The sequence below is a fragment of the Sandaracinaceae bacterium genome (genome assembly GCA_020633055.1).
Taxonomy (GTDB): Bacteria; Myxococcota_A; Polyangia; order Polyangiales; family Houyiibacteriaceae; genus JADJJE01.
Genome location: JACKEJ010000009.1, coordinates 31,845 through 49,642, shown reverse-complemented (window position 1 = coordinate 49,642; position 17,798 = coordinate 31,845). Strand labels below are relative to the sequence as shown.

General features: G+C 69.7%; 15 protein-coding genes. 8 read left to right on the top strand and 7 right to left on the bottom strand.

Going from position 1 to position 17,798, the window contains the following annotated elements:
* Positions 1-570 precede the first annotated feature (570 nt).
* Positions 571-756, bottom strand: a complete 186-nt coding sequence (locus H6726_20280) for a hypothetical protein (protein MCB9659999.1) — start codon at positions 754-756, stop codon at positions 571-573.
* A 144-nt stretch (positions 757-900) separates the two neighbouring features.
* On the opposite strand from H6726_20280, the gene H6726_20275 reads away from it, so the two are divergent.
* Positions 901-1,194 carry a hypothetical protein gene (locus tag H6726_20275; GenBank protein MCB9659998.1) on the top strand — a complete coding sequence of 98 codons (294 nt, stop codon included), beginning with the start codon at positions 901-903 and terminating at the stop codon, positions 1,192-1,194.
* 45 nt (positions 1,195-1,239) lie between these two features.
* Here H6726_20275 and H6726_20270 read toward each other — a convergent pair whose 3' ends face one another.
* A complete protein-coding gene (locus H6726_20270) occupies positions 1,240-1,404 on the bottom strand; it encodes a hypothetical protein (GenBank protein ID MCB9659997.1) in 165 nt (54 codons plus the stop codon).
* Between the two features lie 338 nt (positions 1,405-1,742).
* Here H6726_20270 and H6726_20265 point away from each other — a divergent pair, with 338 nt between their 5' ends.
* From H6726_20265 to H6726_20245, 5 genes are all read left to right on the top strand, one after another.
* Positions 1,743-2,876 (top strand): hypothetical protein, encoded by a 1,134-nt coding sequence (locus H6726_20265; protein MCB9659996.1) that lies wholly within the window; start codon positions 1,743-1,745, stop codon positions 2,874-2,876.
* A 389-nt stretch (positions 2,877-3,265) separates the two neighbouring features.
* Positions 3,266-3,961 carry a PAAR domain-containing protein gene (locus tag H6726_20260; protein MCB9659995.1) on the top strand — a complete coding sequence of 232 codons (696 nt, stop codon included), beginning with the start codon at positions 3,266-3,268 and terminating at the stop codon, positions 3,959-3,961.
* 49 nt (positions 3,962-4,010) lie between these two features.
* Positions 4,011-7,877 carry an RHS domain-containing protein gene (locus H6726_20255; GenBank protein MCB9659994.1) on the top strand — a complete coding sequence of 1,289 codons (3,867 nt, stop codon included), beginning with the start codon at positions 4,011-4,013 and terminating at the stop codon, positions 7,875-7,877.
* 142 nt (positions 7,878-8,019) lie between these two features.
* Complete coding sequence (locus H6726_20250) at positions 8,020-8,697, top strand: hypothetical protein (protein ID MCB9659993.1); 678 nt, start codon at positions 8,020-8,022, stop codon at positions 8,695-8,697.
* Entirely contained in the window at positions 8,690-9,307 is a 618-nt protein-coding gene (locus tag H6726_20245; GenBank protein MCB9659992.1) for a pentapeptide repeat-containing protein, read from the top strand. Before H6726_20250 ends, H6726_20245 begins: the two co-directional genes overlap by 8 nt.
* A 254-nt stretch (positions 9,308-9,561) precedes the next feature.
* Here H6726_20245 and H6726_20240 read toward each other — a convergent pair whose 3' ends face one another.
* The 5 genes from H6726_20240 to H6726_20220 all read right to left on the bottom strand — a co-directional run bounded on the left by H6726_20240 (position 9,562) and on the right by H6726_20220 (position 15,881).
* On the bottom strand, positions 9,562-10,740 hold the full coding sequence (locus tag H6726_20240) for a transposase (GenBank protein MCB9659991.1): 1,179 nt from the start codon (positions 10,738-10,740) through the stop codon (positions 9,562-9,564).
* A gap of 336 nt (positions 10,741-11,076) precedes the next feature.
* On the bottom strand, positions 11,077-12,066 hold the full coding sequence (locus H6726_20235; protein ID MCB9659990.1) for a quinone oxidoreductase: 990 nt from the start codon (positions 12,064-12,066) through the stop codon (positions 11,077-11,079).
* Between the two features lie 38 nt (positions 12,067-12,104).
* Positions 12,105-12,755 (bottom strand): hypothetical protein, encoded by a 651-nt coding sequence (locus H6726_20230; GenBank protein MCB9659989.1) that lies wholly within the window; start codon positions 12,753-12,755, stop codon positions 12,105-12,107.
* 208 nt (positions 12,756-12,963) lie between these two features.
* Positions 12,964-15,282, bottom strand: coding sequence for a hypothetical protein (locus H6726_20225; GenBank protein MCB9659988.1), 2,319 nt, complete (start codon positions 15,280-15,282; stop codon positions 12,964-12,966).
* 2 nt (positions 15,283-15,284) lie between these two features.
* The gene (locus H6726_20220) at positions 15,285-15,881 is read right to left on the bottom strand and encodes a tetratricopeptide repeat protein (GenBank protein ID MCB9659987.1); all 597 of its coding nucleotides are present in this window, start codon (positions 15,879-15,881) and stop codon (positions 15,285-15,287) included.
* Positions 15,882-15,970: 89 nt separating this feature from the next.
* On the opposite strand from H6726_20220, the gene H6726_20215 reads away from it, so the two are divergent.
* On the top strand, positions 15,971-16,810 hold the full coding sequence (locus H6726_20215) for a dienelactone hydrolase family protein (GenBank protein ID MCB9659986.1): 840 nt from the start codon (positions 15,971-15,973) through the stop codon (positions 16,808-16,810).
* Positions 16,807-17,778 (top strand): bile acid:sodium symporter family protein, encoded by a 972-nt coding sequence (locus tag H6726_20210; GenBank protein MCB9659985.1) that lies wholly within the window; start codon positions 16,807-16,809, stop codon positions 17,776-17,778. The genes H6726_20215 and H6726_20210 overlap by 4 nt, the downstream gene beginning before the upstream one ends.
* Positions 17,779-17,798: the final 20 nt, after the last annotated feature.

Sequence of the window (17,798 nt, the reverse complement as noted above, 5' to 3'; positions counted from 1 at the left end):
GCTTCTTCCTGCCCTTCATCGAATTCGCGCATCTTCGACGACCAGCCTGGCGAGATCCGCCTCTGCGTACACGTTCGCGCTGGATCGCAAGGGTCAACCTGTGGACCCGCCTGCGAGTCGCGCTGGCGCAGCTCGCTTCGTGCTCGCCACGCGGCGCACCCCCAGCGCGATGCGCAGCGCCCGGCTGACCATCCCCCTGCTCTCTTGCGTGGTGGCGCGTCCATCGCCCACACGGCCCAGCGCGTGTTCGCGCACGTGGAGCAACCTGCTGCAGGCAAAGGGCGCCGCGGCGTGCGCAGCTGCGCAGATGGCCCAGCCTTGGTCATGATGATGGCACGCCTCGCATTCAGCGGGGTCGCGGGGGCGGCGGCTTCGGCCTGCCGACGCGTGACGTCGAGACACCGAACGACGGGTTTGCCAAATAGGTCGGGTTCGTGGCGGAGCTCCTCACGTCTCCCACACTTCCTCGAGCGGCTCGGCGCGTCCCAGGGGTCGGTAGCCCCGCAACGGTCCGTAGAGGGGCACGATCGACCGAGGATCGCGGACGCCCGAGCGTGATGCAGGAGGGCGTCAGGAGACCATGTGGCTGCGGGCCTCGCCGCGTGGCCCGGTCACGGCGTGACTGAGCGCGATGACCTCCACGAGCAGCGCGCGGTAGACGCTGTCGAGCTCCGTCAGCTCGACCTCTCCCTCGGCCTGCTCGATGGCCTCCTCCACGTGGTGCTGCACGAAGTCGAGCACTGCGGGCTGACCCATGGCGACCACGTCGTCGCTGCATCCAGCGTCTCCGTGGGATCGTTGGCGCGCAGCTCCTCGTCCACGCTGAGGGTCTCGAGGGCGATCTGCAGCGAGCGCTCGTCGACCTCCTCGAGGCGCGTCGGGAAGGCCTCGCGGAAAATCATGAAGACGGTCACCACCAAGAAGTACCCGAGTGACTGCACCAGTTCGTCCTGGCCGTCCGAGGAGCTGCTCCGCCAGCCAGTCGCTGAGCGCCGGCTGGCGCCTGTCCAGCTCGGAATAGCCGCGGTCCAGCAGGCCCTGGAGGTCGTCCTCGTGCGCGTCCAGCTGCGCCTCCACGAGCTGGACGAAGTGCTCGTCCACCACCGCGTGACGGGGCACGGGGCGCAGGGCCGCTTTGCGAAGGAACATGCGCCCGATCTAGCAGGCCCCGCCCCGCTGACCAGACGAAGGTAGCGGAGGGGCGCTGGCCTGCCGCACGGCAGCTGATACCGTGGGGCGTCAAGCCGACGACGCGCGCTCCTCCGAGGACTCACCGCTCGTCGGGCAGCTGGCCCCGAGCCTGCGCGCCACGCCCCCACGCACCAGCCGCGAGCAGCGCTGGGCCGCGTTGCTCGCCGCCGTCAGCACGATGGTCGGCGCGATTGGCACGGCGCTCTCGCCCATGCTGCTGCTGCATCACCCCGAGTGGCTGCTGGGGCTGAGCCCCGACACCAACGGCACATCATGCTCACCGCGACCTCGCTCGACCTGCGCACCGTCCTGCTCATCTGCGTGCCGCGCCGGGTGTTTGGGATGTACGCGGCCTGGGCCGTCGGCGCAGCGTTCGGTGGCGCGGCGTTGGGCTTCATCGAGGGACGCTATCCACGCGTCTTGCGTCTGGTGCGCTTCATCGAGCGCGCCTTCCTGCGCACTGGCCCAGCGCTCCTCGTGGTCTGGCCGTCCTACACGTTGAGCTCCATCGCTGGCGTGGTGCGCATCCCCGCTGGGCCGCTTTACAGGCCGTGGAGGACGAGACGCCGTCGGACATCTTCCTCTCGTTCGCGGTCCCCTGTACGGGTCTCGACGCGTACCTCGAGTCCATCTTCGTTCGCGCCAACCTGTGCATCGACCGCGCGAACGAGGAGCTGGCCGAGGAAGGCTTTCCGCCGCTCGCTGGTCTCCCGGAGATCTGCGGTGATGCCAGCGCCACGGTCTTCGAGCGCTTGAAGGCGATGGTGGAACACTTTCGGCAGTTGGCGGGAGATCCTCTCGACCGTCACCTGGTCATCGCGTTCCTTCCGCTGGAGATCGCGGACAGGAGCGCCTACGCCACCATCGTGTCGGGCTTCTTTCCGCGGGCCGGACACGAGCACTGGATGCGCGGGGTGCGGGTGTTCGTGCGCGACGACGCCAGCAACCCGTTCGTGCTGCCGTTCCTGCGTCGCGAGGGCATCGGGGACATCCGCGTGCTGGACGCCAATCTGTCGCCGCAAGCGCTGCTCGACGGAATCAGCGAAGCCACGGCCGACCCCGAGACGCCGATGCCCGAGCGCATGGCGGGCATGGTTCAGTTGGCCAGCATGGACCTCGCGCAGCGCAACTACCCCGACGCGGTGAAGAAGTTTCGTGCCGCGTACGGACACTTCACGCAGACCGGCAACGTCTCCATGCGCGCGCTGTGCTTGCACGGCATGGGTCTCGCCGCCGAGCGCGGTGGGCGTCCCGAAGACGCCAAGACCCTGTTCATGCAGGGCATCGGCCTGGCGGCCACCGAAGCGCACGCGCTCCCCGTGACGCTGCTGCTGGCGAGTAGCCTGGGCGATGTGTGCCACGCCTTGCGCCAGCACGACGACGCGCTGGGCTACTACGACCTCGCCGAGAAGCTCGCGACGGGGCTCGGGAACCTGGCGGTTCGGATCGAGGCGTCGTTGAAGCAGGGAGACGTCAAGGTGGACACGGGGCGCACTGGGGAGGCGCTGGCGCACTGGATCGCAGCCAGCGACCTGTCGCGGGAGTTCTCGATGTTTGCGCTGTGGGGCAACGCCTTGGACCGGCGCCAGCGGATAGCCAAGCGCGATGGGATGCGCGAGCAGTCGGACGCCGTGACCCGCGAGCGTGCGCTGATGGCCGCGATGGAACGGAGGATGAGCGCATGACCACGCCACGCGCCGGGCACATCGCGCGGTCCGCCGTCGCAAACGCCAACCGCCAGGGCCAAGCGCCCAGCCACGACGCGAGCCGCGACCCTGGGCCGAGGCTGGTTGCCATCCCGTCCATCAACTCCAGCTCTCCAGCGGCCGTGAGCGTCAACATGTTCGCCGACGCCGTGAACTCATCCATGGCCTCGGTGGGTCGGCCGGACCCGGACCATGGCGCGCTGGGCTGGGTTCAGGCCGCGCTGGGTGGGGTGTTGGGCGTCGTGGGGCTCGCGGGCGAGCTGGACAACGTGGGCATCGCGCTCGCAGCCAACGCCATCTTCGGCAACGGCGTTGGGCTGCCCGCCCTCACGCTGGGCACCATGCACGTGGGCTCGTTGCACGGGCACATGCACCCGCCGAGCTTGATCCCGCCTGCCCCAGTCCCCGTGCCGTTGCCCAGTCTGGGCAACATCTCGCTGGCAACGTGTGCCTCCGTTCTAATCGGTGGGCTACCTGCGGCGCGCGCCGGAGACATGGGAGCGGCGATGACCTGTGGCTCACTCTCGCCCACGTTCGAGATCGTCACCGGGTCCAGTAACGTGTTCATCGGGGGAGCGCGAGCGGCGCGCGCGATGGACCTGACGCTGCACTGCAACCCGCTGCAGGCCATTCAGCCAAAGGCGGTGAAGGCCCTCGTCGCCATGGGCGCGGCAGGTGCCGTGCTGGGTGCCGTGGGGGCCGCCACCTCGGCGATGGACTCGTCGGCCTCGGCCGCGGAAGGCAACGCGGCGGCCGCGGCTGGACAAGCGCTGGCTGCGGCCACTGGCGCGGCGCAAGCTGCGCTCGATGTGGCCGCGTTGGCGCTGTCGATGCTGGCCGGCAAAGACCCTGGTGTGGCGCCTGGGTTCGGGATGATGGTGCCGGCTCAAGCCAACGTGCTGATCGGGGGTGTGCCCATCCCGAACGACCTCCAGATCGCCGCGCCGTTGTTTCGTGCTGCGCGCCGGCTGGCGGGGCGGGCCATGCAGCGGTTGCGGCGGCGGCCGGGCCACGGTCCTGATGATCCCGTGCGCGCGGGCGGAGTGCAGACGTGTCCACGCTGAAGCGTTGCCCAGCGGTGGCGCCGACCCGTGAGTCGAGCGCGGAGTCGTCGTGGACGTAATCACGGGCGAGGTACGGGACAAGGCGATCGAGTTCTCGCTGCGCGGTCCCGCGCGCTTCGAGTGGCGGCGCTACTACGGTACGCTCCACGTGAACGACCAGCGTGGCAACGGCTGGGGACACCGCCACGAGTTCGATCGACTGTTGCGCTTCGATCTGGACGGAGTGCGCTACGAGAGACCGGACGGCGTCGTCGTCGAGTTTGGTCACCTCGAGCACGTCGGGGACCGCGACACCCGTCAGGGCCACGTGCTGGTGCGCGTGGGCGACGACCTGTATCAGGTGCGCACGGCCGGTGCGCCCGCGTACGAGTTCCGCCGGGACTTCGGCCCCAAGCGGCGCGTGGCGCTGCTGACGCGCATGTACGAGGGGCTGCACGAGGCGCGCTTCGAGTACGACAGCCACGAGCGGTTGGTGGGCGTCGTGGACTACGCGGAGCGGACACTGCGCGTGGAGTGGGACCGCGAGGGGCTGCTGCGCTCTGTGGTGTGGCTGACGCCCGAGGGGCAGCGGCAGCTGCTGGTGTACGAGTACGACCGCTACGGGTTCTTGCTGGGCGGCAAGGACGCTTACGGCAAGGCGTTTGCGTTCAGCTACGACGACGCCGGCTACATGACCCGCAAGGTCAACCGGCGCGGGCACGCCTTCGAGTACGCGTACGACGGCGCCGGGCGTTGCACGCGGGCGCGCGGCGAGCACGGCGAGGTGGCGCTGCTGCTGACGTACCTGCCCACGAAGCAGTGCACGCTGGTGACGCACGAAGAGAACGGCGCGCAGTGGTGGTACCGGTACGAGCCCACGGGGACGCTGCTGGAGATTGAAGACCCGTACGGCGGCATCCGGTCGTTCCAGCTCGACGAGCGCGGGCAGCCTGTGGCGGAAGTGGACGCGACCGGGCAGGTCTACCCGTACGTGCGCGACGCGGCGGGTGCGGTGCTCGGCAAGCGCGACCCCACGGGGCACGTGCGCCCGCTGGACGCGGCCCCGCACGAAGTGGCTGCGGCGCTCGAGTACGAAGGCCCCGAGGTGGCGCTCGAGTGGGAGCACGGCCGGCTGGTGCCGTTGGGCTTCGACGTGCCGTGGTCGGGCTCGTTGCCGCCGCAGGTGCCGGCCGCGGCGCGGGCCGCGCTGGCCGGTGCGGAGGTGGCGGGGGTCGAGCGGGAAGAGCGCGACGCGTTCGACACGCTGGTGCGCGTGGAGAAGTCGATGGGCGGCGAGGTGCTGCGGCGGACGTACCGCTACGACGGCACCGGGAACCTCGAGCGCTACACGGACTTCGACGGAGGCACGTGGGAGTACGTGTTCCGGGAGTGGACGGCGTGTGTCGAGGCGCACGACCCGCTGGGCGGGGTGACGCGCTTCGAGCGCAGCGGCTGGAACGACCTGCTGGGCGTGGTGGACCCCGGCGGCACCGAGAGCCGCTACGAGTACGACCTGAAGCGGCGGCTGGTGACGGTGCAGCGCCACGACAGGGTACGCGAACGCTACACGTACGACGCGGTGGACCGGCTGAGCGCGAAGCTGCGTGAGGACGGCACGCCGCTGGTGCAGTACACGCACGGCCCGGGCGCGTTGCTGCAGAAGCGCGCGACGTGCGACGGGCAGGAAGAGACGTTCGAGCACGACGCGCGGGGGTACAAGACGCTCGCCGCGAACGCCGCGGGCGCGTGCACGTTCGAGCACACGGCGGCGGGGCGTCGCAAAGCGGACCTGCGTGACGACGAGGGCGTGCGTGTGCGCTTTGCGGGCGAGCGCGTGCTGGGCATCAGCACGCTGGGCGTGGGGGTGCAGTACCACTACCCGAGCGCCGACACGGTGCTGGTGGTGGACCCGACGGACCGTGTGCACCGCGTGCAGCGGCTGGGCGCGGGCATCGTGCAGCGGGACCTGGCGAGCGGCGTGACGGAGGTCTCGCAGCACGACGGGCGCGGGCACTGCCTGAGCAAGACGCGCTTCCGCGGTGGGGCGGACCGCGTGGAGCGCCCGTGGGCGCGGCGCTTCTGGCGCTCGGGTGAAGGAGACCTCCGGGCGCGGGAGGACTCGCTGCGCGGGACCACGCGCTACGCGTATGACGCCGCGCACCGGCTCGCGACGGTCACGCACGCGGACGGCCGGCAAGAGGCGTACACGCACGACGCGGCCGGCAACCTCCGCCAGAAGCCTGGGCTGCGCGACGCGCACGTGGGCGGGCGCGACGACGGGCTGGTGCAGCTGGACCGCGGGAACCGGCTGTACCGCGCGAACGGGGACCGGTTCGCGTACGACGAGCGGGACCATGTCCGGTCGCGTTCGGGAGCGTGGGGCAAGCTGGTCTACGAGCACGACGCGCTGGACCGCTTGCGGCGCATCTCGTTCGCGGCGGCCGACGCGGGCGAGGTGTACCCGCCGGGGCACCCCGCGTACGGCCTCGAGCTGCACCGCTATGGCGCGCCGGAGACGGTGTGGGAAGCGGACTACGACGCGCTCGGCAGGCGCACCGAGGTGCGCGCCTACGGACGCGACGCGGACGGCGCGCGGGTGTGCGAGCGCAGCCGGTTCTGGTGGTACGGGGACAGGCTCGCTGCAGAAGAAGGACCCACCGGGTCCCTGCGCGTGTACGTGTACATCGACGAGCGCGCGCTGGTGCCGTTCATGGCGGTGGACTACGCGTCGCGCGAGGAAGCCGCCGAGCGCCCAGAGGATGGCGAGCGCTACTACTACTTCACCGACCACCGGGGCTGCCCCGAGCGCGTGGAGGACGACGGCGGCGAGGTGGTGTGGGAAGCCACCGTGCATCCCTACGGCGAGTGCGAAGTGCACGTCGGCGCGGACTTCCACCAGCCGCTGCGCTTCCCGGGGCACTACCACGACGCGACCACCGGCCTGCACTGCAACCGATTTCGGTACTACTCCCCCGAGCTCGGTCGGTATCTGGAGAGTGACCCGGTCGGCATCCAGGGCGGCCTCAACCTGTACGGCTACTGCGCCGATGGGAACCCGCTGCGGGACGTGGATCTACGCGGGCTCAACAAGCCCTGCCCTGGGAACTGCCCGCAGCAGACCCCGCCGGAGGAGTTGGCTGCGGCCGAGGGCACGGACCCACCACAGGCGGGCGGCGATGCGAGTGCGCCTCGTCGGACGGATGATGAAGCGCTCGGGTCGGACGACCACCTCACGCCAGAGCAGCGACGGCACTTCCGCCGTCGCATTATCGCTGCGCAAACCGCTGGCGACGCAGCCGGCGCCCGACAGGCGCGCTATGACCGCAACTGCACATCGCGTGACAATCGAGGAATGCCGCACCGTGACCCAGCTGCATGGCAAGCTGACGCCACCCGCGCGCAGGCCAACCGTGACGGCTCTCGTGGACCCGAGCGAGATGGTCGCGAGGCGCTGGGGCGGCACTTGGGTGCGGAGATTGGCGACAACAACTCCGGTACAACCGACCGCACAGGAGGCACCCGTCCCGATGGTCTCGGACGCCGCCCCGACGGGACACCGATCATCCATGACCACAAGCACTCCCGCACCGACAACCCAAACAACCCGCAGGCCGTATCGAACACGCCTCAGCTGGAAGCTCAGCGTGGACTGGGCGGCGAGCACCACGTGACGCTGAGCAGCGAACACCCTGACCTCGCCGGAACCCCACCGCGACCCCGCCCCACCGGGCCACTCGCGGAATCAGATAGCCATGTCCACTACGTCGAGACAGCCCCGCCGCCGGGCGGAGGTGACCCAGTTCCCACGGTCACGCACACGTGGGGTCCCGGACCAGAAGGCGAGCCCGCCGGCTGGCAACCCGCCACGCACGGAAGCGGTCCTGGTCGCGTCAGGTGGAGTTCCGCCTCTCGGCAATGGGTCTCGGCACCCGAGTAACATCCACCCCTCAGGAGCGAAGCGCAGAATGACAATCGCCACAACGAACCTACTTGGCCCCCCTGTACTCCGTGACCCCGCGACACTGACGGCGTTTCTTGGATGCATGCGGGACGCAGGGTGGGAGCCGCAGAAGTGGTCCGTGCACGAGCGCGGCGGCGTACCCTTTGTGCTCGAGGACGCCGTGGCTGCTGTCCGCGGAGGTGCGTTGTCACTGTACTTCAAACGGACGCGCGCGCCTAAACACATGATGTACTTCAGCACCTCAGGTTCCGCCGCAAGAACCGTGATTGAGTGCAGTGCTCTACCAATCACCCGCATGCAGGAACACTGGGCGCTAGGCGAAGCGCTCGCCGCCATTCTGACACCCGACTTCGGGGAAGTTGTTGCGCTGCCATGGGATCCGCTCCCCGGCATCTCGACACTCGAGGAGTACGGTGATGCCGACCAGGTCAGCTTGAGGCGGATGAACGGGTGCGCGTCTGGCTTCTTCCATGACGGCATCAGCACGCTCTCGACGCGAACCTACTTTGGCCCGAACTACATCGCGCAGTTCGGACGCGATTTCTTGCTCTCGACGCCCGCCATGGTGACGGAGCTCCCCTGGGGAGGCATCCGCATCGATCTCCACGAGAAGCCGTGGGAGGCTAGCCCCGAAGAGCTGCTGGCGGTCTATCACCCCGCGATGAACCACCTGCGGCAATCTCCGGTGCTGACCACGTCCAAGGCGCGGATGTGGGATGGAAGGCTCCTCGTGGAACGGAAGAAGGGCCCCGCCTTCAAGATGGTGGACTACCGAAAACCGGCACCGCATGTCTGACCCCTCCTTGGTTCCGGACCAGGCTGCGGTCGCGCTTCTGAACCCTGCGGTGGGCGCGGACAGTCCCGTGGAGGAGCTCTCGTTCGCGGACGCGCAGCTGCCGATGTCATCGCTGCCGCGCCTCAACCTCCGCTACTCGGGCGGCAGCGGGGTCGACTTCCGCGGCTCGGACCTGACCGAGAGCCAGTTCTGCGAGTGTGGCTTCCCGGCGAGCGACTTTCGCTGGGCCGTGCTCGACTTCGCGTGGGCGTTCGACACCTCGTTCGCCGAGTCCAAGTTCGACGAGGTCGAAGCGGCCGGCCTAGAACTCGTCAGCTGCGACCTACGCGGCTCCTCGTGGACCGCAGCACAGCTCGCTGGTGCACGTTGGCGCTGGTCCCTGGCTGACACCTACCCCCACGTCGAGCGCGCCGACTTCACGGGCGCCGACTTCACCAAGGCCGAGCTCACTGGCGGGCGCTTCGACGGGGCATCGTTCAAGGACGTAACCTTTGTGGACGCGACCCTCGTCGACTGCGACTTCCGCGGCGCGTGCATAGACGGTGCGTGCTTCGACGGTGCGACCCTCCAAGACGTGAAGTTCGACCCGGGTCGAGGGCCCACCAGCTAGCGGACTTCACGCTCCAGCGAGCGCATGGCACGCGATTCCGCAGCAGCGTTGACAACCGAAGCGGACTGACACCCCGTCCCGCTCCGCGCAGGCCGCGGCGCGGGCCGCGCTGGCCGGTGCGGAGGTGGCGGGGGTCGAGCGAGAAGAGCGCGGTGCGCCGCGTCACAACCTCCCCCCGCTCCAACCGCGCAAATGCGCGCAAAGCATGAATCAAAGGGGTTCCTGATTCGGCGAGCAGTGTGGACCGCGACCGCTCAGCCGTCGACCGCCTCCCTTCTCGAGGTCGTGCGGCCAGGTCCGTCGCAGCCTCCGCAGCTGGCACGAGCCTGGTTGAACTGAACGCGCTCGACACATGCTCGACGGCGAGCCGCGCCGAGTTGCTCGGGGAGGTCCACCTCGCGCCGGAAGAAGACCTCGTCGGGTGTGCGCCCGCCGAGAGCGGCGCGGGGGATCAAGGTGTTGTGGTCCTCGACAAAGGTCGCGACGAGCGCTTGCAGCGCAGCGACCGTGTCGAGGTCGTGGAGATACAGCCACCGGTGCTTCAGCTGCGCCCAGAAGGACTCGATGAGCGAGTTCGAGTACGCCACGTCCACCTGGGCGCGCACCCGCCGAATCAGGCCCGCGAAAACGTCGTTCTCGACCGCGACGTTCTCGGAGCCGCCGTCCGTGACCACCGTGACGATGCTGTCGCGGTCAGGGAGCAGCTGGACGGCCTGGCGGAGCAGCTCGCTGGTCGCGTCCGACCTGCAAGTTCCGCCGATGGTCCAGGCCAGGATCTTGCGGCTGTAGTTGTCGATGACCCCGTGGACCCAGACGACGGTGTCGTCGATGAGCCGGACCTTGCTGGCGTCGATGTGCCAGATCTCGTTGGGAGCGGACGCGCGCACGCCTACCTTCGGGCGGCGAGGATGGATCCGCTTGCGAGGCCGGCGAAGGCCCTGACGCCGGACCTCACGGTGCCAGGTTGATGCAGAGGCGACGGCGTCCTCGCGGCGTGCAGCAAGCAACGCCAAGGACGCGACCGAGAGGTGCCGAAGAGCGAAGTCGGTGACGTACTCGCGGATGGTCCGACGCTCGTTGGGGGTGAGCTGCTGCGGGGTCTGGTTTGGACACGAGGAGGCGTCGTCGAGCTGGCACTCGAGAGCGCGACGGTTCCACTCGCGCGCACGCTCCGGCGCCAACCCAAGGACACGCAGCGCAGCGCGCTTGCCCAACACAGGCTCAGCCCGGCGGACCGCCGCGAGCAGACGCACCTTGTCGGATCCGGTGGGCACGAAGTGGCTCGCGATGCGTCCTCCGCGAACGGCAAGGAGCGCGAGCAGCAGCTTGATGACGGCGCGCAGCTTCGCGTTCGCGGCTTCGACCCGGGCCAGCGCGACCTGGAGATCAACCAGGTCGCGATCCTCCTCATGCAACGCAACGACGTTGGGCACCGCACGCGTTGTCCACGACCGACGGGTCGACGGCGGGATGTCGATGGCGCGGAAGAGCCCGGTATCCCCTGACGTGGCGATGGCAAGGCGGAGCCTATGGTCATACGAACGGCGCTGCGCGGCGGTCATGGAGGGGCGCTCTTGACCTGCATCCTGGACATCGGCATGCCGACGACAGACGGTCGCCCATTGATTCCAAGGCACACGCGCACTTGCGCGCCTGAAATCGCGGGGAGGTTGTGAGCGGCCGCAGCGCGGTGACGCACGACAACGCGCGGCAAGACGGCCATGTGCACGACGCGGTGCGGGGCGCGTGACACGACGCGCACGCCGCCCTCACGGGATGAGCACGGACGCACCCGTGGTCTCGCGCGCCTCCAGCGCCCGGTGCGCCTCTCGGGCCGCGCGCAGCGGCCAGCGCTGGTGGATGGGCACCTTCAGCACGCCCCGCTCGATGGCGTCGAACAGGCGCTCGCTGGCGGCCACCAGCTCGGCGCGCGTGGCCACGTAGTCGAACAGCGTGGGCCGCGTGAGGAAGAGCGAGCCGTTGGTGGAGAGCGAGAGCACGTCCAGGGGCGCGGGCGGGCCCGACGCGTTCCCGAACGACACCAGCATGCCGCGCCGCGCGAGGCACGCGAGCGACGCCTGAAACGTCCGCAGTCCGATGGAGTCGTAGACGACGTGCACGCCACCTCCGCTGCCGGTCGTACGCACACGCTCGGGCAGCGGGCGCTCGCCGTCGCCGTCCACCAGCACCTCCGCGCAGCCGTGCCCGCGCGCCACGTCCACCTTGCTCTCGCTGCCCACCGTGCCGATCACTTCGACGCCCCGCGCGGTCAGCCACTGGCACAGGAGCGAGCCCGTGCCGCCAGCCGCAGCGTGCACCAGCGCGCGCATGCCGGGCTCGAGGGGCACCACGCGGTGCGCCAGGTACTCGGCCGTCAGCCCCTTCAGCATGGACGCGGCGGCCACCTCCTCGGACACGCCGCGCGGCAGCAGCACGCAGTGCTCGGCCAGCACGTTGCGAGCGCTGGCATACGCACCAGGCGGACGAGACAGGTACACCACGCGCTCGCCCACGCCCAGCTGCGTCGGGTCGACCGCAGCACCGCAGGCAGTGATCACCCCCGCGGCCTCGAGCCCGATGCCGTGCGGCATGCTGCCGAGCGGGTAGAGCCCGCTGCGGTGATAGCAGTCGATGAAGTCGAGCCCCACGGCGCTCTGCGTGATCTGGACCTCGTGCGGGCCGGGCGGCGCGAGCGGGGCGGAGTGCTCGTGCAGCACCTCGGGGCCCCCGGGCGCCTCGATGCGGATGGCGTAGTGCATGGTGCCGTGAGGGTACACCCGTGAGGCCGTGTCGGAAGCTAGCGGAGACGCACCCGATCCAGCGTCACGTCCTCGTCCCAGCTGTCGGCCCAGCCGTCGTAGTGGATGCGCACGCGCCCGTCGGGCTGCGCCGTGAGCACCGTGGCGTCGTACCACCGCGAGCCCCAGTACACGGAGACAGCCTGCCCAGGCACGAGCTGCCCGGCGGCGGACGGCTGGGCCCCGAGCGGTGTCTCGGTTGACCCCGCCGGAGAGTCACCGCGCGTGAACGTCCACAGCACGACCGGAAGCACCACACACAGGAGGAACAGCGCGACGGCCACGCCGAGACCACGCCCTCCCGATGCTCGCGGGGTGCTCGGCTGCGTGCTGGTGAGCGGCACGCCCGGCGGACGCAGCCGGTCAGCCCCCACCGTCTCGTCCCACGAGCTCGAGTAGCCGTCGTAGTGCACCAAGTATCCGCCAGGCTGGACCTCCAGCACGCGCGCCCGCCACCAGCGCCCGCGCCACTCGCACAGCACCGCCTGGCCCACCGTGTACGTGGCGGCCGGCGCCGCGTTGGGCGCATCCACGGCCACGCCCAACGCCGACACCACGTGCGTGTGCTGGCAATACTGGCAGCGCACCGTCGCCGTCGCGTCGGCCAGCTCAAGCGGGGCTCCACAGTGATCGCAGCGCACAGCTGTCATGCCCCGAGGAGATAGCACGCTCACCGGGCGCCGCACCGCCCCGCCCCGTCCCGTCCCGTCCCGAGAAGACGAGCCCGTCATGTGGGCCGCTGGACGGCTGCGCCCAGCATCGAGCGCAGCGGGGACGGGTTCTCCGTGACCGCCTCGAAACGACGAAGCGCGACGGGGATCCGCCGCGCTTCGTCAGGAGCCACTCAGCCGCAACCGCTCAGCAGCCGGGGTCGAGCACGACCTCGATGTCGTCCACGAAGTGGCTCACGGACGACCCTCCGGTGCGTTGGAAGGTGAACCCGAGGGGCACCACTTCACCCGCGAGAGCACGAGGGAGACAAACGGTCTCCAGAGGGAAGGGTGCACCGGTCGTGCCCGTGATCTCGGTAGACGTATCCGCGCTCGGAGTAATCGTGACGCGCGCGGATGATGCGGCGCTGGAGACGCCGTACCTGAAGCGCAGCATGGGACCCGACGCGCCAGTCGGGTCGACCGGCCACCTCGACAGATACGTCGCGCGCACGAACGTCACCCCATTGTCGGTCATGAAGAACTGCCGACCGCTCCCAGAGGGCGCGGTCCCGTATGTAGCCCGCGGCGAGACGTTCGGGGCCGTGCCGCTTTGACTCTGGGGCGCGATGTACATGCGGTTGTTGCCGTTTCCGCCGTCGAAGTTCGCCGACGTGTCGTCGCCGCTACAGCTCGCGTCCGTCACGAACTCGACATCATCGACGATGTAACTCGCTACGCGATCGATCGCGCACGTGCCGCCTGGATGACTGAAGAGAAACTGCAGGGTCGCTGTGGTCCCCTGAAGCCAACGGGGAATGCAGTACACGGTGTCTTGTGTGGCGTTCGTCCCGACGGGCTCGACGAGGACCTGCGGGAGGCCTCCAGTGATTGCGTTGACGACGATTACCTCGCCCGCGGTCGCAGTTGTACGGAACCGAAGGGCGGGCTGCTCCAACGTCGACTCGTCCGGGAAGGTCACTGTCTGCGAAATCTGCGCCGACTGACAGATCTTCGACAGGTCGACCATGGCGGCCCCGACATTGAACGCCACTGACCCGCTCTGGCCGTTGAAGCTACTGGTGACGTTCCACCCGGTCTGGCCGTTGAACTGACCGTTCACGATGGCGCCCGGCGTCGGGCACTCGTCCGGATCCGCGACGCGGATGAACACCGAGTCGATGGCGTCGGGCTCGCACATCGGCGCGCCGCCATCGAAGCACGTGCTCGAGCTGAAGCCCTGCTGGTACGGGTCCGCGACGAGCGCGATGTCGACGTCCGGCCCGTACCCACCGGGCGGCAGGCACGCGCGCCCAATGCGGTCGGGGGGCATGGTCGGCGAGTTCACGAAGTTGAAGCGGGTGTACGCCTCACCCACGCGCAGCATGGGCGCTGCGGCGCAGTCGAACTCACCAGCCAGCCGCTCCGTGCCGATCTCCACCACCAAGGGCTCGGCGGACGAGTAGCTGGGCATCTGGATGATCTGTCCGAGCTCGCTCTCGCCGCAGCCACCCACCGTCTGCGGCTCGGCCACGCCGTTGCCGGCGCCGTGCTCGTTGTCGTCGATCACGGTCTGGATGAGGTTCCAGGCGGTCTCGTCCGCGATCTGGTTGTCCAAGAAGCCGCCGCCGTTGGTGCCCTGACCGGCCCACATGCAGTTGGGCCCGAGGCGCCCGTAGCCCGTGACGCAGTCACACACGGGGATGGTGATCTGGTCGTTGCAGAACTCGTGCATCCCGCAGGTGCCGAGGCACGCGGGCTCGCACACGCCCGCATTCAGCACCCAGCCGGTGCTGCAGCCGTCGCACAGCGCGCCGGTGTACGGGAAGTCGCACTCGCACTCGGGCGTGCCCTGGTCGTTGGCGACGCAGGTGCCGTTGGCCCCGCAGTCGGGGGCGCTGCCGCCGGTGCACACATCCACGCAGCTGACGTCCGGGTCGCCCGCGAAGCCCGTGGGGCACTCGCACACGGGCGCGCCCGCGACCACGGTGCACAGCGCGTCGGTGCCGCAGGTGACGAGGCCACACGGGTCGGGGTTCTCACCCTCGGCCGGAGGCGCGGGCAGGTCCGTGCCCGGCGTGAAGGGGGCGTCGGCGCAGGTGCCACCGTTCTGGCAGACCTCGTCGCTGGCGCAGGCCTCGATCATGGCCGACGTGCAGGGCGAGGCCTCGAGGAACATGTAGAAGAAGCGCGTGCTGCGCGGCACGAAGCTGGTCCACGCCACGCCCTCGGCCACCACGCTGCCGCCGACGCCCAGCGCATAGACGTGCGCCACGAAGTCGTCCTGCGTGTCCTGGATCAACGCGAACGTGATTGGCCAGTTGGTCATCGGCACAGTCTCGCTCGAGATCGGCGTGGTCGCCCCGGGCTCGAAGAAGTCCACGCGCAAGGACACGGTGTCCGCGCGCACGTCGGTGTCGGCGTCGACGAACAGGGTGACCTGGGTGCGCGGGGTGGTGCCGCCGCAGCCGGCGAAGGACAGCGCGCTGAGCGCGACGAAGAAGAACGCAAGTGAGGTACGCAGCATGATCAGAGCTCCACCGTGATGGTGTTGGCGTCGTACGGCAGGGCGCCCTGCTGGCCCCCGCCCCCCGAGGCGCCCACGCCGATGCCCACGGCAGCGCCCACGACCACCACGCCGATGATGGTCCAGAACCACCACTTCTTCACGATGCGGTTGTCGCGCTCGCTCGGGGCGGCGGGCGACGACGGGTCGCTGCTGGGGTCGCTCGCCGCGGCCACGGCCTCCGGCGACAGGTCGGGGCGCTGGTTCTCGCGCAGGATGCGCACGCGCTCCTGCACCTCGGGCACCAGGTCGCTGTCGGGCTCGGCCTCGAGGAACTGCTCGAAGGCGTCGATGGCCTGCTGGTCCTGGCGCAGGCGGTCGTGGGTGGTGCCGATGTTGTAGAGCAGCGCCGACCGATGGCTGAGCTCGTAGGCCTCCTGGAAGTGGCCCAGCGCCTGCTCGTAACGCCCGCGGGAGAACGCCAGGCGCCCTGCCTCGAAGAGGGCGCGAGCCTCCTCGTCCGCGCTGTTCTGCGCGCTCGCTACGCTCGGAGCCAAGCCCCACCCGACGGTCGTCGCGCACAGCATGACGGCCATCAACCCCATTCGAACCACGCCCATGAACATCCTCTTGGTTGTTAAGAGCCCGAAGTGTAGCAGGAACGGAACAGACCGGCAGCCCGACGGCCACTCTGGTACAACCGTACGCCATGACGCTCGCGGGCTGGACCTCCTTCTCCTTCACCCATGACGGCCTCACGCGGGACGTCTACCGTCGCGGGCAGGGCCCGGGCGTGCTGGTCATGCACGAGATCCCGGGCATCACCCCGAAGGTGGAAGCCTTCGCCCGCCGCGTCGCCGACGAGGGCTTCACGGTGTTCATGCCCGACCTGTTCGGCGAGGTCGGCCGGCCGCTCACGCAAGGGTACGCCCTGGGCCAGATCGCCCGCGCATGCATCCGCAGCGAGTTCGCCATGTTGGCCAGTCGCGGCAGCAGCCCCATCACGCGTATGCTGCGCGCCTTGAGCCTGCGCCTGCACGACGAGGTGGGCGGCCCCGGGGTGGGCGCGGTGGGCATGTGCATCACGGGCAACTTCGCGCTCGCGCTGATGGTGGACCCGTGGCTGATGGCGCCCGTGCTGTCGCAACCCTCGCTGCCCGTGGGAGTGGACGCGGCCTCACGGCGCGGGCTGCACGTCAGCGACGACGACCTGCGCGTCATCAAGCGGCGCACGCGCGAGGAGAAGCTCACCGTGCTGGGGTTGCGCTTCACGCACGACCCGCTGTGCCCGAAGGCGCGCTTCGACCGCCTGCGCGACGAGCTCGGCGCGGGCTTCGAGGGCATCGAGATCGACTCGAGCCTGGGCAACCCCCACGGCAACCCGCTAATCGCGCACAGCGTGCTGACGGAGCACCTGGTGGACGAGGCCGGGCACCCCACCCAGCGCGCGCTGCACCGCGTGCTGGACCTGTTTCGCGAGAAGCTGCGGCCCGAGGAGGCGCAGGACGCTCCCGGAGCAGGCCCCACCACACCGACCACGTCGTCATGAGCGCCTTCGTGCGGGCGTTCCCGCTGTTCATCACGCTCGGGGCCGGGGTGGCGCTGCTCTACCCACCGGCGTTCACCTGGTTCCTGCCATACATCAACCCGGGGCTCGGCGTGATCATGCTGGGCATGGGGGTGACGCTCACGGTCGACGACTTCCGGCGCGTGGCCACGCTGCGTGCGCCCGTGCTGGTGGGGGTGCTGCTGCAGTACACGCTCATGCCGCTGCTCGGGTTCGCGATGGGTCGCGCGTGCGGGCTACCCACCCCGTTCGCGGTGGGGCTCATCCTGGTGGCCTGCTGCCCCGGCGGGACCGCCAGCAACGTAGTGGCCTACCTGGCCGGCGCGGACGTGGCGCTGTCGGTGACCATGACGGCCGTGTCCACCTTGCTGGCCGCCTTCATGACGCCGCTGCTCTCCACGCTGTTGATCGGCGACACGGTCGAGGTGGACCCGCTCGCCATGCTGCAGACCACCGCGGGCGTCGTGCTGCTCCCGGTGGTGGGCGGGCTGTTCATCCGCACCCAGCTCCCGCGACTGACGGCCGTCATCCTGCCGGTCGCGCCGGTCGCGGCGGTGGTCGCCATCGTGCTCATCGTGAGCGCCATCCTCGGGCTCAACCGAGACGCGCTCTTCGACGCGGGGCCGTCGCTGGTGCTGGCCGTGCTCGCCACGCACGCGGCTGGGTTCGGCCTGGCGTTCGTGCTGGGGGGCCTGCTCTCGCGGCAGCCCATGTTCGGCACCGTGGCGCGCACGGTGTCCATCGAGGTGGGCATGCAGAACTCGGGGCTGGGCAGCGTGCTGGCGCGGGCGCACTTCGCGAACCCGCTCACGGCCGTCCCTTCGGCACTCAGCGCCGTTTTCCACTGTGTGCTCGGGAGCGCGCTGGCCGCGTGGTGGGCGCGCCATCCCGCGAGCGACGTCTCGCCAGACGACGCGCAACGCGACTCGGGCACCCGTCTGCGCGCCTGATGCGACAATCGGGCAACAGA

Coding starts and splice junctions, on each gene's coding strand:
- H6726_20225 (MCB9659988.1), bottom strand. CDS start 15,282: ATGCTGCGTACCTCACTTGCGTTCTTCTTCGTCGCGCTCAGCGCGCTG.
- H6726_20220 (MCB9659987.1), bottom strand. CDS start 15,881: ATGGGCGTGGTTCGAATGGGGTTGATGGCCGTCATGCTGTGCGCGACG.
- H6726_20230 (MCB9659989.1), bottom strand. CDS start 12,755: ATGACAGCTGTGCGCTGCGATCACTGTGGAGCCCCGCTTGAGCTGGCC.
- H6726_20215 (MCB9659986.1), top strand. CDS start 15,971: ATGACGCTCGCGGGCTGGACCTCCTTCTCCTTCACCCATGACGGCCTC.
- H6726_20270 (MCB9659997.1), bottom strand. CDS start 1,404: ATGGGCGAGAGCGCCGTGCCAATCGCGCCGACCATCGTGCTGACGGCG.
- H6726_20275 (MCB9659998.1), top strand. CDS start 901: ATGAAGACGGTCACCACCAAGAAGTACCCGAGTGACTGCACCAGTTCG.
- H6726_20260 (MCB9659995.1), top strand. CDS start 3,266: ATGCACCCGCCGAGCTTGATCCCGCCTGCCCCAGTCCCCGTGCCGTTG.
- H6726_20245 (MCB9659992.1), top strand. CDS start 8,690: ATGTCTGACCCCTCCTTGGTTCCGGACCAGGCTGCGGTCGCGCTTCTG.
- H6726_20210 (MCB9659985.1), top strand. CDS start 16,807: ATGAGCGCCTTCGTGCGGGCGTTCCCGCTGTTCATCACGCTCGGGGCC.
- H6726_20280 (MCB9659999.1), bottom strand. CDS start 756: ATGGGTCAGCCCGCAGTGCTCGACTTCGTGCAGCACCACGTGGAGGAG.
- H6726_20235 (MCB9659990.1), bottom strand. CDS start 12,066: ATGCACTACGCCATCCGCATCGAGGCGCCCGGGGGCCCCGAGGTGCTG.